Source organism: Phaeobacter sp. JH20_34, assembly GCF_048056095.1.
GTDB lineage: Bacteria > Pseudomonadota > Alphaproteobacteria > Rhodobacterales > Rhodobacteraceae > Phaeobacter > Phaeobacter bryozoorum.
The window spans coordinates 201,047-215,009 of sequence record NZ_JAYMWT010000004.1 but is presented as its reverse complement, the minus strand read 5'-3'; the positions used below and the strand labels follow the sequence as shown (position 1 = coordinate 215,009).

The 13,963-nt window shown below is 62.0% G+C and carries 11 protein-coding genes and 1 riboswitch; of the genes, 1 reads left to right on the top strand and 10 read right to left on the bottom strand.

Annotated features, from left to right (window positions below):
* Window positions 1–517: 517 nt before the first annotated feature.
* The 10 genes from ptsP to VWZ81_RS02500 all read right to left on the bottom strand — a co-directional run bounded on the left by ptsP (window position 518) and on the right by VWZ81_RS02500 (window position 13,294).
* Window positions 518–2,758: a phosphoenolpyruvate--protein phosphotransferase gene (gene ptsP, locus VWZ81_RS02545; RefSeq protein WP_340546109.1), complete on the bottom strand. Its 2,241-nt coding sequence runs from the start codon at window positions 2,756–2,758 to the stop codon at window positions 518–520.
* 45 nt (window positions 2,759–2,803) lie between these two features.
* Window positions 2,804–4,042 carry an aspartate kinase gene (locus tag VWZ81_RS02540; RefSeq protein ID WP_340546110.1) on the bottom strand — a complete coding sequence of 413 codons (1,239 nt, stop codon included), beginning with the start codon at window positions 4,040–4,042 and terminating at the stop codon, window positions 2,804–2,806.
* Between the two features lie 157 nt (window positions 4,043–4,199).
* Window positions 4,200–5,648 carry a TrkH family potassium uptake protein gene (locus tag VWZ81_RS02535; RefSeq protein WP_340546111.1) on the bottom strand — a complete coding sequence of 483 codons (1,449 nt, stop codon included), beginning with the start codon at window positions 5,646–5,648 and terminating at the stop codon, window positions 4,200–4,202.
* 64 nt (window positions 5,649–5,712) lie between these two features.
* On the bottom strand, window positions 5,713–6,477 hold the full coding sequence (locus VWZ81_RS02530) for a hypothetical protein (RefSeq protein WP_416542003.1): 765 nt from the start codon (window positions 6,475–6,477) through the stop codon (window positions 5,713–5,715).
* 370 nt (window positions 6,478–6,847) lie between these two features.
* Entirely contained in the window at window positions 6,848–7,951 is a 1,104-nt protein-coding gene (folE2, locus tag VWZ81_RS02525; RefSeq protein WP_416535065.1) for a GTP cyclohydrolase FolE2, read from the bottom strand.
* A 212-nt stretch (window positions 7,952–8,163) separates the two neighbouring features.
* Window positions 8,164–9,354 (bottom strand): O-succinylhomoserine sulfhydrylase, encoded by a 1,191-nt coding sequence (metZ, locus tag VWZ81_RS02520; RefSeq protein WP_416542002.1) that lies wholly within the window; start codon window positions 9,352–9,354, stop codon window positions 8,164–8,166.
* A gap of 60 nt (window positions 9,355–9,414) precedes the next feature.
* Window positions 9,415–9,493: riboswitch (SAM riboswitch) on the bottom strand.
* A 99-nt stretch (window positions 9,494–9,592) separates the two neighbouring features.
* Entirely contained in the window at window positions 9,593–10,207 is a 615-nt protein-coding gene (locus VWZ81_RS02515; protein WP_416542001.1) for an inner membrane-spanning protein YciB, read from the bottom strand.
* Window positions 10,208–10,276: 69 nt separating this feature from the next.
* On the bottom strand, window positions 10,277–11,179 hold the full coding sequence (locus VWZ81_RS02510) for an EamA family transporter (RefSeq protein ID WP_340546116.1): 903 nt from the start codon (window positions 11,177–11,179) through the stop codon (window positions 10,277–10,279).
* A 97-nt stretch (window positions 11,180–11,276) separates the two neighbouring features.
* Window positions 11,277–12,491 carry a signal recognition particle-docking protein FtsY gene (ftsY, locus tag VWZ81_RS02505; RefSeq protein WP_416542000.1) on the bottom strand — a complete coding sequence of 405 codons (1,215 nt, stop codon included), beginning with the start codon at window positions 12,489–12,491 and terminating at the stop codon, window positions 11,277–11,279.
* A 125-nt stretch (window positions 12,492–12,616) separates the two neighbouring features.
* Window positions 12,617–13,294: a lysoplasmalogenase gene (locus VWZ81_RS02500; protein WP_416541245.1), complete on the bottom strand. Its 678-nt coding sequence runs from the start codon at window positions 13,292–13,294 to the stop codon at window positions 12,617–12,619.
* A gap of 251 nt (window positions 13,295–13,545) precedes the next feature.
* Between VWZ81_RS02500 and VWZ81_RS02495 the strand changes: the two genes are divergently transcribed.
* Window positions 13,546–13,959: a hypothetical protein gene (locus tag VWZ81_RS02495; protein ID WP_340546119.1), complete on the top strand. Its 414-nt coding sequence runs from the start codon at window positions 13,546–13,548 to the stop codon at window positions 13,957–13,959.
* The last annotated feature ends 4 nt before the right edge of the window (window positions 13,960–13,963 follow it).

The window sequence follows — 13,963 nt, the reverse complement described above, 5'->3', positions numbered from 1 at the left end:
GACTCTTGCCCCGGTTTTCTCGGACGCCATCGCCATGGGCGCGGGAAACCCAAGCTATTCAGCCATAATTTCCCGATAAATTTCAAGTGGATAAGCCTCACAATTGATGTAGAGAACTTGTCTCAAACGGGTCATCCGATCTCCCGCAAAACCACAATTAATTCAATGTTTTCAGATAGATAAAACAACCTGAACAACAGGGACGGCGCTGTGGATAAGTTGGGGGACAGTTTGGGCATTCTCAACCCAAACGAGACACCCTGCCGGGACATTCAGAACCGACAAAAATATCGAGATAAGTCAATTTTGGAAGGTATTAACAAAATGTTAAAGAGTAAATTCGATTGCGCAGTCACGATTCATCAAGAGCAAACCAAAGCCACCAGCCAGACCCGTTACCTACGGCTATCCACAACACACTCATAGGCTGCAGCCCCTGACCTGATACTCAGTCAAAAAATCCGCGCAGCCTCGGCTGCGCGGTCCCAATGCAGACTATGGTGCGAAGGATCCCGGCTCAGAGCTCTCGCAGATATTGCATCACAGCCGGCCGCACCGTTTGCTCGCCTCGGTGGCGTGCGTCAGCAATGATTTTTCGAATAGCATTCAGATCGACACGCATCAGCAGCGATTTGACCGGGCCAACCGAGGCAGGTCGCATCGACAGAACCCGCAACCCCATCGCCGCCAGGCAGACCGCCTCAATCGGGCGCCCGGCGTCCTCGCCGCAAAAGCTGAGCGGTGTCCCGGAAATCTCGCAACGCTCAACGATTTGCGCGATAAAGCTCAGGTAGCTCACGTTCAATGTGTCGTAACGCTTGCGCACCCTCTCGTTTTCACGGTCCGCAGCAAAGAAAAACTGCTTGAGGTCATTGCCGCCGATCGACAGGAATTCGACCTCGTCGAAAAACTTCTGCGGCGCAAAGGCCAGCGACGGGGTTTCCAGCATGGCCCCGACTTCCAGTTTTTCCGGCAGCGGATGCCCGAGGCGCCGTTCGCGTTCCAGCGTCTTGGCGACCTCGGCCTTGGCGGCGCGGAACTCCTCGAACTGCGCCACAAACGGGAACATGACCGTCAGCGGACGCCCGTTGGCGGCGCGCATCAGCGCCTGCAACTGCATCCGCATCACACCGGGCTTGTCGAGACCAACCCGGATCGCCCGCCAGCCAAGCGCCGGATTCGGCTCATCGGTCGGCTTCATATAGGGCAGCACCTTGTCCGACCCGATGTCCAGCGTGCGGAACACCACCCGCTTGCCGCCAGCCGCATCCAACACCCGCTGATACAGCGCCACCAGTTCGGATCGTTTCGGCATCTGGTTGCGGACCAGAAACTGCAACTCGGTTCGGAACAGCCCGACGCCTTCGGCACCGGAGTTTTCCAGCGACGGCAAATCGGCCATCAGCCCGGCGTTCATCAGCAGGTTCACACGTGTGCCGTCGCGAGTCAGCGCCTGTTTGTCACGGATCGAGGCATAGCGTTCCTGCGCCTTGGCCTGCATCGCGATCTTGTCGCGAAAGGCCCCCACAACGGTGTCATCCGGCCGCAGATGCACGACGCCCTGCTCCCCGTCCACCATGATATGGTCGCCGTTCAGCGCCTCGGTGGTGATGCGTTTGGTGTGAACCACCAGCGGAATGGCCAGCGCGCGGGCAATGATCGCCGCATGAGAGCCGACAGAGCCTTCCTCCAGCACGATGCCACGCAGGTTGCGGCCATATTCCAGCAGTTCACCGGGGCCGATGTTCCGTGCAATCAGCACCGGGTCCTCGGGCAGCTCAGCACCGGTTTCACGGCCCTGCCCGGTCAAAATCCGTAGCAGCCGGTTGGACAGATCATCCAGATCGCTTAGCCGCTCGCGCAGATAGGCATCCTGCACCTGCCCCATGCGCGCCCGCGCCTGGGACTGCTCTTTCTCCACCGCCGCCTCGGCACTCAGACCGCGGCCGATGTCCTCTTCCATCCGCCGCATCCACCCTTTGGAATTGGCGAACATCCGGTAGGCTTCCAGCACCTGCAACTGTTCCTTGTCACCGGTCTGGGAGACCTCCAGCATCTTGTCGACGCCGACCCGCAGCTCCTCGACCGATTCATGCAGGCGCTCAAGCTCGCGGTGCGGGTCATCGGCAATCGGATTGGTCACAACAACGCGCGGCTCATGCAGCCAGACGTGGCCTTCAACAGCGCCTTCCTGCGCGATGGTTCCCCGCAGCAGAACCGGTTGCTGGTGCAGGGGCGACAGCGCCGCGCCCTCGCCAACAAAGGCGCCAAGCTCGGTCATTTCGGCAATCACCATCGCCACCACTTCCAGCGCATAGACCGCATCGGCGGAGAATTCGCGCGCGTCCTTGGACTGCACCACCAGCACGCCCAGCATCTCGCCAAGCCGCTGAATCGGCACCCCCAGGAAAGAGGCATAACGCTCCTCCCCGGTTTCCGGCATATAGCGGAACCCCTTGGCGTTGGGGGCATCCGGGGTGTTGACCACCTTGCCATAGCGCGCCACACGGCCCACCAGCCCCTCGCCGATCCGCATACGGGTCTGGTGTACGGATTCAACGTTCAGACCCTGAGTCGCGCAGAGCTCAAGCGTCTCCTCGTCCCGGAACAGATAGACCGAGCACACCTCGCTGCGCATGCTATCGGCGATCAGCTGGGTGATCTTGTCCAGCCGGGCCTGACCGGCATCATCACCGGCCATCGCCTCGCGCAAGCGCATCAACAGATTGCGACTTTCGGATTCGGTCGTCTTTACCATGGGGGCCGTTCACACAGGTTTCGGTGTCAGGCAGCCAGGTCCAGATCAGGCCGCCTTGTCCAATTCAAAGGCATCATGCAGTGCTTGCACTGCAAGTTCCATGTATTTCCGGTCGATCAGAACCGAAATCTTGATTTCGGAGGTGGTGATCACCTTGATGTTGATGCCCTCGTCCGACAGCACCTTGAACATCTTGGCTGCAACCCCTGATTGTGAGCGCATACCGATGCCAACCACCGAGACCTTGGCAACATCACGGTCAGCCAGCAGTTCGGCGTAGTTCAGCTCGCCCTTCTGCTTTACCGCCTGCAACGCCTGTTCGGCGCGCGCCACCTGATCGGTCGGGCAGGAGAAGGTCATATCGGTGCGACCCTCGGCCGAGATATCCTGAACGATCATATCGACGTTCACACCTGCATCGCTCAGCGCGGTAAAGATATGTGCCGCGATGCCGGGACGGTCGGCGACCGATTGCACGGTCAGCTTGGCTTCGTCACGGGAATAGGCCACACCGGCCACAACATTGGATTCCATGATTTCCTCCTCGTCGCAGACCAGGGTTCCGGCCTCGTCGGACTGTTCCTCAAAACTCGACAACACGCGCAGCTTCACCTTGTAGCGCATCGCCAGTTCAACAGAGCGGGTTTGCAGGACCTTGGCGCCCAGCGAGGCCAGCTCCAGCATTTCTTCAAACGCGATCCTATCCAGTTTGCGCGCCTTATCGCAGATCCGCGGGTCGGTGGTATAGACCCCGTCCACATCGGTATAGATATCGCAGCGCTCCGCCTCAAAGGCCGCGGCAAAGGCAACAGCGGTGGTATCCGAACCGCCCCGGCCCAGCGTGGTGATACGGCCTTCGGGGCTGATCCCCTGAAACCCTGCAACCACGGCGACGCGCATGCCTTCGCCGAACTTCGCATTGATGTTCTCCGGCGGGATCTCTTCGATCCGGGCCTGACTGTGGGCGCTGGTGGTTTTCAGCGGCACCTGCCAGCCCTGCCAGCTGCGCGCGGGGATATCCATCTCCTGCAGCGTCAGCGCCATCAGACCCGCCGTCACATTCTCGCCCGAGGAGACCACAGCATCATATTCGCGCGCATCAAACAGCGGCGAGGTCTCATTGACCCAGCCGACCAGCTCATTGGTCTTGCCCGACATGGCAGAGACGATAACGATCACGTCATAGCCCTTGGCCACCTCAACGCCCACGCGTTTCGCCGCGCGGCGGATGCGGTCCAGATTGGCGACAGATGTACCGCCGAATTTCATCACAAGAACGGGCATTGGGCAAAACTCTCCGTGCGCTTGCGGGTTTCAACTCCCCGCCTCTTATGCGAGCGGCCCCACAAGGGCAAGCCTGCGGATTGTAGCGATACACGCAGAAACGCCGGTGCAACACGCAATTTTGATGCGTCAAAGCGGCGCGTTTCGGTCGATCTGCCTAGTTGCGCCAAAAACGGATGGTCAGAATGGCATAGACCGCCATCAGCTCCAGCCGCCCGATCAGCATCGCTGCGCTCAGGATCCACTTGGCCCCATCGTTCAGCGTGGAGAAGTTGCCCGCAGGCCCGATCCGGTCGCCAAGGCCGGGGCCGATATTGGCCACAGCCGTTGCCGCCCCCGACACCGCCGTCACAAAATCAAGGCCGGTCAGCGCCAGCGCCCAGGCCACGATCCCCAGCGTGACCACAAAGAACATGAAAAAGGAGATCACCGAGCTCAGCACCTCGGCGTCCACCGCCCTGCCCTGATAGCGCGGGACAAACACCCCATGCGGCGAATGAATGCGCTGGATCTGCACCCGGATCGAGGCGAACAGCAGCTGATAGCGGAAAATCTTGACCGAACAGGCGGTTGACCCCGCACAGCCGCCAATCAGCCCGATAAAGAAGAACAGCATCACCAGAAAGCTGCCCCACTGCATGTAATCGACGCTGGCGTAGCCGGTGCCGGAGATGATCGAGGTGATATTGAACAGCGCCTCGCGCACCGCCTGCTCGGGGTGGTGAGGAAACACATAGACCAGCACACAGGCCGTCACCACGACAAGGATCAGGATGGTGGCCAGAAAGGTCTGGATCTGGCTGTCACGAAACAGCGGCTTGGAATGGCCGTTGACCATCTGCACATAGCGCACAAAGGGCAGCGCCGCGAGGATCATGAACACCGATGCAGCATATTCAGGCGCGCCGGTAAAGGTGCCGAAAGACGCATCATAATTGGAGAAACCACCGGTGGAACATGTGGTCAGCGCATGCACCAGCGCGTCAAAGGGCTGCATCCCCAACAGCATATAGACCACCATGCAGGCCACGGTCAGGCCGACGTAAATCAGCGAAATCTGCTTCGCGATTGCCTGCGCGCGCGGCAGGATTTTCCCCATCGTGTCAAAGGCTTCGGAGCGGAAAATCTGCATGCCGCCAACCCGCAGCTCCGGCAGGAACACCATGGCCACCACGATGATGCCGATGCCGCCCAGCCATTGCAGGATGCCCCGCCACAGCAGCAGTCCGCGCGGCAGACCATCAAGGCCCGAAATCACGGTGGAGCCGGTGGTGGTAAGGCCGGACATCGCCTCGAAGAACGCATCGACAAAGCGCAGTTCAGTGGCGCCCAGCATCAGGGGGATCGCCCCGAACACCGGCAGCGCCACCCAGACCAGCGTCGTCAGCAGAAAGGTCTGCTGGATCGTCAGCCCCTCGCGCACCCCATTGGCACAGGACAGCGCAATCAGCCCGCCGCCGAGGATGGTGATGACGGCACTTTCGAGAAAGACCGGCCATTCCCCCTGCCCGTCGTATAGATCGACAGCCAGCGGGAACACCATGGTTGCCCCAAGGATGGCCACCAGAAGGCCAATGACATATCCAACCGGACGCAGATCCAACATGCGCGCAGCGTTGGCCTCCACCGGGCGGAGTGTCAAGAGACTGCGCGACTGTTGCGACCCGGGGTTAGGGTTTTGTCGACTTCTGTGACACCGTGCCGACCTTCGCCGTCATCGCACTGGCCGACGTGCCGCCCCCCCCGCCCTGACCGGTCATCAGCGCCTGAGTGCTGGTGGTTCCGGCCTGTTTCGCGCCAACCGGCGACAGCTGAGCCCGCGAAGCGGGCTGCGATGCAGGCGAAGATGCCGGGGCCGGATCCTTGGCGGGCATCGCTGCCGGTTTCGACGGCGCGCGGGTGGTTTTGCGGCTTGGTCCGGCGGCGGCGGCCTTGGCGGCGGGCGTATCGGGTGTCACGGCGGCAGCAGCGGCAGGGGCCGCAGGTTTTGCCACATCGGCTTCGCTCGTCGCGACCTTGCGCTTGCTGGAAAAATCGGACGCCCCGGCTGTATCCGCCTTGTCGGTGGGCTGCGGCGTTGGCGCAACCGTCGGCGTGCTGGTCGCCGCCTTGGTCCGTGCCGGGCGGGTTTTCTTGCGGGCAGGCTTGCGCTGCGGGGCGGGCTTTGGTTTTGCGGCCGCAGGTTTCTCCGCAGCGGTTGCGGCAGGCTCGGCACTGCGGCTGGCTGCCTCCGTGCTGCGCGCGGCGGTGGTCTTGACACGGGTCTGGTTCAGCCCCACCGCAATCGCATGGCTGGCAACCGCCATCTGCGCGGCGGGCATTGCCCCCATCAGGGCCACGGCCCCACGCCAGAACCGCATCTGGCGCCCAACAAGCGTACCTGCCAATGCAGCAGGTGTCCGGGGAAGGTCGGTGAAGTCGAGTAGAGGGATCATCAAAATCTCCTGTTTGGCGGGTGGCATCCGCCGCGATATGGCTGCGCCAGACATCAGGGCCAGCGATCAGACGGCCTTGCTGGCGCAGATGAACAAGAGACATTGGTCTGACCATCTTCCGAACCCGGTAAGCTCGGCGCGACAGCCCTGGCACGAGGCCCCCTCCGCCCCTCGGACAGGGGGAACGACGCAGCGCGCACCCCCACAGGTTGCAACTCTACCTGATTCCTTTTGCATTGCAGCATAAATAATGCCGCATTGCAGAGGCGCCCGTAAAAAGCGCGAAAAACCGCCGCCTAATCAGGCAGCGGTGTCGGGTCTATGTCGGAAAATGGGGCGACAGGCACGATTGGCGTCCTGCGCGCCCGGATCACCCCTGATGGATCAGGGTTGCGAACATCCGCGGGTCGATGCTGCGCGCCGCAAAGGTCGGCCCCTGCGTCAGCACGCTGATCGCATCATGGCTGTGCAGGCTCTCCTGATGGCTGGCCACCACCCGAAAGTCGCCGATACGGGAATCCGATTGCAGCGCCTCGCAAAACAGCCGCGCGGCATCTTCGACAAAGATCGGATTGGCCGCGTTCAGCTCGGCAAAGGCCTGCTCATCCTCGCGCTTGACCATGACCTGGGTCTCGGTCGGCACCGCGCGGCGGCAATGGTCGATCACATCCTCGAACCACAGAACCGGCGCGCCCGGCTCCTGCACCAGCGAAATCCGCGCCACCGAGCGCTGCGAATGCGGCGTCGCCAGCTGGCCACGGGCACTGCGGGCATGTTCGCTCAGCTCAAGCGAACAGGGACAGGTCGAGGAATAGACGTAATCCAGATGGATGATCTTCGTCCGCTCGCCATCGTGATCCACGATTTCCAGAGCGATATCATAGTATTGATAGCCCGACAGGCCAGAACGCAGGCTTTGCACCTTCACCGGGAAGGAAAACCGCATCTGCAAACGTGCATCAAGGCTTTCGAGATCGGTGAGGTAATCATCAAGCGCCGCTTCCATCACTTCAAAGCTGAAAGTGCGTTCAGCGTGTTTGTAAAACGACCGCATGATCCGGGACATATTGATGCCCTTCTTGTCGGCATCCAGGCTGACGGTGCCGGTCACGCTGGTTTCCAGCGTCAAATCGCCATTGTCGCGGGTGTGAAAGCGAATCGGCAGGCGAAAATTGGAAATTCCGACGTGCTGGATCTGCTCATGGGCGCCTCGGATCAGGCTGGACGGCCCGTTCTGCAGGTCCGGCAGGGTCGCACGATAGCTGCTATCGGCCTCAAACTCCTCAGGGTAGTGGCGCGACAGATCGGGATAATTACCAACGGGTGCATCCGGCAGAAGCCGTGCAACCACAGGGTTTAGTTGAGCAATTTCGGTCTCGGTTGCCGTGCTGGCCCATTTGCGCAACAGCTCGAGTGCATCCTCTGCATCTGCTCGATCAGGCGCCTTGGTCAGATTACGCGAGTGAGAGTTCATGAAACAGAGACCTCCGCTGACGCTGCCCGATCATCAGGCAGCAGGATTAGTTTTAGTCTGTTACGCAGCAGATCGCAAAACAGATCATTCAAAAGCGTCGTGTTTTGCGCATTTACGGCGATTGACGCCAGATCCTTTTGGATCACGCTTGGCATCGGGGGCAGCGGCGACGCGCGCGCCCTGCCCCCTTATCGCCGTCGCTATTCAGCCGATCAGGCCTCCGCCACCGCCAGGGCCTGTGTCAGATCCGCGATCAGATCGGCGGCATCCTCAAGCCCGACCGAAAACCGGACCAGACCGGGCGTAATGCCCAGTTCGGCCTTCAGCTCATCAGACAACCGCTGATGGGTGGTGGTGGCCGGATGGGTGGCGATGGATTTCGCATCGCCCAGATTGTTGGAAATCACCGGGATGGTCAGCGCGTTCAGGAACCTGAATGCAGCCTTCTTGCCGCCCTTGAGGTCCAGCGACAGCACCGTGCCACCTTTGCCGCCCAGCTGGCGCTGCACCAGTGCGTATTGGGCATGGGTCTCAAGGCCGGGATACATCAGCCGGCTGAGTGCGGGATGTCCGCTCAGCGCCTGCGCCAGTTCCAGCGCTGTATCGGCCTGGGCGTTGACCCGCAGGGAAATCGTCTCCAGCCCCTTCAGCAGCGTCCAGGCATTGAACGGGCTGAGGCTGCCGCCGGTGTGCTTCATATAGGGTTCAACGGTGCCCCGGATGAACTCGCGCGTGCCAAGGATGACGCCGCCCAGCACCCGTCCCTGCCCGTCGATATGTTTGGTCGCGGAATAGATCACCACATCCGCGCCCTGCGCGATGGCATTGGAAAACACCGGCGTCGAAAACACGTTATCGACCACCACAGTGGCCCCGACCTCATGGGCCAGCTCGGCCACTGCGGCGATATCGATCACCTCAAGTGTCGGGTTGGACATCGACTCGAAAAACACCGCCTTGGTGTCAGGGCGCAGCGCTGCGCGCCACTGTTCAAGGTCGGTGCCATCGACAAAGGTCACCTCAACCCCGAACCGGGTCAGGATCGTCTCGAGAATATAGAGACAGGAGCCAAACAGAGCCTTGGCCGAAACCACATGGTCGCCTGCCTTCAGCATCGAGGTCAGCGCGCCATTGACCGCCGCCATGCCGGATGCGGTGGCAAAGGCGTCCTCGGCCCCTTCCAGCGCGGCAATGCGCTCTTCGAACATCGCCACCGTCGGGTTGCCATAGCGGGCATAGATGAATTCATCGGGGCCGGTCTCGATAAACCGCGCCTCGGCCTGTTCGGCGGTGTCGTAAACAAAACCCTGCGTCAGGTAGATCGCTTCGCTGACCTCATTGTACTGGCTGCGGCGGGTGCCGCCATGCACCAGTTTCGTGCGCTTGTTCCAGGTCTCGCTCATCTTCTGTCTCCTTGCGCGCGTTGCGCATTAAAAAACCCCCGTTCGGCCAAGCGAAAGGGGGTCCTTCACATCCTGACCTCTTTAGCGGGATTGTTTTACGTGGCCCGCAATCCGGTAACAAATCGCCACGATATATCCGTACCGGATAAGCCCAAACCGCCGTTTGGTCAAGTCCGCTGCGCGCAGATCGCGACACGCAGCGACACCACCGGGACGGGTCGCTGCGGCCCTGCCCGCGTCACTCGCTCTCGTCCACCTCGGCGTCCGGCATCGCATAGGCCTGAAAGACCCGCGCCTGTGTCATGAAAAAGGCAAACATCGCCAGCGACAGGCCAAAGGTCTTGAAATAAACCCAGGTGTCGGTGCTCTGCGTGCGCCAGATCAGCTCATTCAGGAGCGCCAGCGCGAAGAAGAAGTAACACAGCCGCCGCGTCAGGATCATCCAGCCTGCGTCCTGCAGCGGCATCAGCTCATCCATCGCCACCTTCAGATAGCTTTCCCCCCGGATCAGACCAATCGCCAGCGCACCGCCCAGCAGCACATAAAGGATCGTCGGCTTCATCTTGAAGAACCGCTCATCATTGAACCAGACCGACAGCCCGCCAAACAGGACCACAATCACCAGCGTCCCGACCTGGAGTCTGGAAATATGACCGGTCAGCCGCCACAGTGCCAGGCTCGACAGCACCATCAGCGGAATGAAGGCCGCCGTCACCACGATAAAGCCCTTGTACTCCTGTCCACCGATCATCAGCAGCTCATCGCGCAGGCGCAGATAGCCGACAAAGAACAGCACCAGCGGGCCGTATTCCAGCACCAGTTTAAGGGTTCGGTTGATCGGTTTTCCCGCCATTTCTATTCCTGTTCCTAACCTGAATTCACCGGCGGTGATCGCCGAGGCCTGGCCGCTGTGCCAGCCGGATCAGCCGCCCATCTCCACTATCACGGCCCCCAGCGCGATCAAAGCCATCAGGGCAATCCGTCGCGGCCCCACGGTTTCCTTCAACACCAGCCAGCCGATAAGCGCGGCAAAGACCGTGGAGGTTTCGCGCAGCACCGCCGCCTCTCCCACCTTGTCCAGCCGCGTGGCCAGCATGACCGCCCCAAAGGAGCCAAAGGCGATAAGCCCGCCCAGCAGCCCCTTGGCCATCAAAGGGCCGGGGTCCGGGCGCGGCACCATCGCCCGCCAGCGCAGATAGGCATAGGGCGGCATCGCCAGCCCGTCGATGAAGAAGAACCACGCAAGAAAGGTGAACGGATCCGCCGTCGCGCGAATGCCATAGGCGTCATAGGTGGTGTAGAGCGCCACAAAGACGCCGGTCGCCACCGCCAGCGCCAGGGCGCTGCCCAGGGTTTCGCGATTGTCGGTCAGATTGCGGTAATTGTAGAGCGCCAGTCCAAAAATCCCCGCCAGCAGCACCAGAACCCCCAGCCACTGCACCGCTGTAAAGCCTTCGTCAAACAGCATCGACGCGCCCAGCACGGTGAACAGCGGCCCGGTGCCGCGCACCACCGGATAGACCACCGTGTAGCTGCCCTTGCTATAGGCCAGCCCCTGCAGGATCTTGTAGAGCACATGGATCAGCCAGACGCCCGCAAAGATCGGCCACATATGCGGCTCGGGCCAGGGCACCACGAACAGCGCCAGCGGCAGGGCCATCAACCCATAGGAGAAATCAATTGCACCGCGCGACAGCCAGGGGTCATATCGCCCCTTTTGCAGCGCTCCGAACACCGCGTGCAGGATCGCCGCCATCAGCGCCAGCGCAAGCGCCGCATGATGCCCCGCCTCGGTCCCCTCCAGAGAGATCAGCCAGTCGCTCAACCGCAGTACCTTTGCTCCAGAACAGATCGCCGGGGGTTTTCCACCCCCGGACCCCCGAGGATATTTTCAGCCAGAAGATGCGGCTGGCGCGCGCGGCTCAGGAGGTTTCCAGCCCGGTCAGGGCGGCCGCAAATTCTTCGGGATCAAACGGGGCAAGGTCGTCGATCTGCTCGCCCACACCGATGGCATGGATCGGCAGGCCGAATTTATCCGCCAGCGCCACCAGCACACCCCCCTTGGCGGTGCCGTCCAGCTTGGTCATCACCAGCCCCGACACATCGGCCAGTTTCTGGAAGGTTTCCACCTGATTGAGCGCATTCTGCCCGGTGGTGGCATCCAGAACCAGCAGGGTGTTATGCGGCGCGGTCTCGTCCTTCTTGCGGATCACCCGGACAATCTTTGCCAGTTCTTCCATCAGATCGGCGCGGTTCTGCAGGCGGCCGGCCGTGTCGATCATCAACAGATCCGCCCCCTCTTCCTGCGCCCGTGTCATCGCATCAAAGGCAAGGCTGGCAGGATCCGATCCCTCGGGCGCAGTCAGGACCGGCACACCTGCACGGTCGCCCCAGACCTGCAACTGCTCCACTGCCGCGGCGCGGAAAGTGTCGCCTGCGGCGATCACCACTTTCTTGCCCGCGGCCTTGAACTGGCTGGCCAGCTTGCCGATTGTGGTGGTCTTGCCGGAGCCATTGACGCCCACCACCAGCACCACCTGCGGGCGTTTCTGGTAGATTGGCATCGGGCGGGCGACCGGTTCCATGATGCGGGCCACCTCTGCGGCCAGCAGCTCCTTGATCTCACGCGTCGAAAGCCGCTTGCCAAACCGGCCCTCGGCCATATTGGCAGTGACACGCAGCGCGGTATCGACCCCCATGTCGGCGGCAACCAGAAGATCCTCCAGCTGCTCCAGCATGTCGTCATCCAGCGCGCGGCGCGGCTCTTCCGCCTTACCGCGCCCTATCAGACGCCCCAAAAGCCCAGGCGTTGCCGGAACCGGGTCCGGGGTCGGCGCGGGCATCGGCTTCATCGCCGGTTTCGCCATCGGCTCTGCTGTGCGGGCGGGCTGTGCGGGTGTCTCTGCGGGGATCTCGGACGGCGCCTCAGACGGCACCTCCACTGGCGGCGCCTCTGGTGCCTCAACAGGCTGTTCAGACGGCACCTCCACTGGCGGTGCGGATGGCGGCACCTCGGGCGTCTTCTCCGGTGCGGGCTGTTGTACGGCTGCGCCCTCTTCGACGATGGCATCAAGCCCTTCCTCAAGCTTGTTCGACGACTTGAACAGCCGGTCCTTCAGTTTTGAGAAAAACGCCATGTCGGTCTCCGCATATTGGGTCTGTGCGAGTTGTCACGCGGACACCTAATGCGGTTTTGCGGCAAGTGCAAAGCACCTCGGTGCGCCGACCGCCACAAAACCGATGCAGGAGCCGGCCTAAGCCGCTACAGAAACGCCAGCAGAAACCCCGCCTGCGCCCCCCAGTAGAGCGGCCAGACCGCATAGGGCGTGAACCGCCGCGCCGGGTGATCCTCGGTCAGCACAAAGGTTTCAAAGGCCAGAACGATATCGGACGCCATGAAGGCGAGCGCCGCAGGCAGTACCAGCGCCAGCCCTTGCAGACTGCCCCCCAGCGGCAGGGTCAGGGCTGCCAGCCCCATGCTGATGATGATCGGTACATAGGCCAGCACCGGAGCTTTCAGGGCACCGGCACGCGGCGCCAGCAATCGCGCCATGGCAATGCCCGCCAGCGCCAGCACCACAACGCCGATCAGCTGCGGCATCTGCAATAGCCGCGCGGCCTCGCTGCTGTCCTGACCGAGGAACAGAAACACATAGACCAGATGCCCCGCTGCAAAGGCCCCGACCCCGGCCATGAAAGCGCCTTCGCCATCCCGCGACAGGCAGAAATCGCCAATGGCACAAAGCCCAAGCGCGAGGGTCAGCAGCACTGGCCCACCGCCAAGCCAGGCGGCAATCGCCAGCAGCAGCACCGCCAGGGTCTTGGTCGCGCTGCGCAGCACGCTGGTCGGCCGCGCGGTCAGCCCCAGATACACAAGCGCAAATAGCGCCGCCGCGCCGATCAACGCATCCCCCATAGGGCTGTTTCCCAATTCCGGCATCCCACTCTCTCCCCTCGCTCTGGCCAATGACCTCAGCCGCACCGATCTGCACCAATCTGCACCGGGCAACCACCTGAGGCTGCGGCTTTTTTCCACACCGATGTTGCCCAGCACACCGGCCCCGGTCAAAGGTGACGCCGCGCAACCCTGCGCCCGCGCCGCCGTGCCCGAGGCATCGCGCGATTCTGCCTGTCATCGCCCCCGCTGCGGAAACCATGGTCAGGGCGATACGGCTCTGGCACAGTCGATCCATGCGAATGCTCTGTCTGATTCTCTCGGCGATCCTGTTGAGCAGCGCCCTGCAGGGCCGTCCGGCCGCCGCCGGTGCGCCTCTGACAGCGGATCAGTTCGACCGCTACACCCAGGGCCGCACCCTGTTCTACGGTTTTGATGGCGTGCCCTATGGGGTTGAGCGCTATCTGCCCAACCGCCGGGTGATATGGTCGTTTCTGGATGGCCGCTGCCAGAACGGCGAATGGTATCCGCAAGCCGATCAGATCTGTTTTGTCTATGACGAGATCGGCACGCCGCAATGCTGGCAGTTTTCATTTGGCGACAACGGGTTAATTGCCCAGTTCGAAGGCGACCCGGAGGCAACCGAGCTTTACGAGGCGGAGGAGCTGGGCCAGGAGATGCTCTGCCTCGGCCCGGACGTCGGCGTCTGAGCAC

Excerpts from the sequence above, each read along its gene's own strand:
- ptsP (WP_340546109.1), bottom strand. The coding sequence starts at position 2,758 with ATGGTAAAGACGACCGAATCCGAAAGTCGCAATCTGTTGATGCGCTTG.
- VWZ81_RS02540 (WP_340546110.1), bottom strand. The coding sequence starts at position 4,042 with ATGCCCGTTCTTGTGATGAAATTCGGCGGTACATCTGTCGCCAATCTG.
- VWZ81_RS02535 (WP_340546111.1), bottom strand. The coding sequence starts at position 5,648 with ATGTTGGATCTGCGTCCGGTTGGATATGTCATTGGCCTTCTGGTGGCC.
- VWZ81_RS02530 (WP_416542003.1), bottom strand. The coding sequence starts at position 6,477 with ATGATCCCTCTACTCGACTTCACCGACCTTCCCCGGACACCTGCTGCA.
- folE2 (WP_416535065.1), bottom strand. The coding sequence starts at position 7,951 with ATGAACTCTCACTCGCGTAATCTGACCAAGGCGCCTGATCGAGCAGAT.
- metZ (WP_416542002.1), bottom strand. The coding sequence starts at position 9,354 with ATGAGCGAGACCTGGAACAAGCGCACGAAACTGGTGCATGGCGGCACC.
- VWZ81_RS02515 (WP_416542001.1), bottom strand. The coding sequence starts at position 10,207 with ATGGCGGGAAAACCGATCAACCGAACCCTTAAACTGGTGCTGGAATAC.
- ftsY (WP_416542000.1), bottom strand. The coding sequence starts at position 12,491 with ATGGCGTTTTTCTCAAAACTGAAGGACCGGCTGTTCAAGTCGTCGAAC.
- VWZ81_RS02500 (WP_416541245.1), bottom strand. The coding sequence starts at position 13,294 with ATGCCGGAATTGGGAAACAGCCCTATGGGGGATGCGTTGATCGGCGCG.
- VWZ81_RS02495 (WP_340546119.1), top strand. The coding sequence starts at position 13,546 with ATGCGAATGCTCTGTCTGATTCTCTCGGCGATCCTGTTGAGCAGCGCC.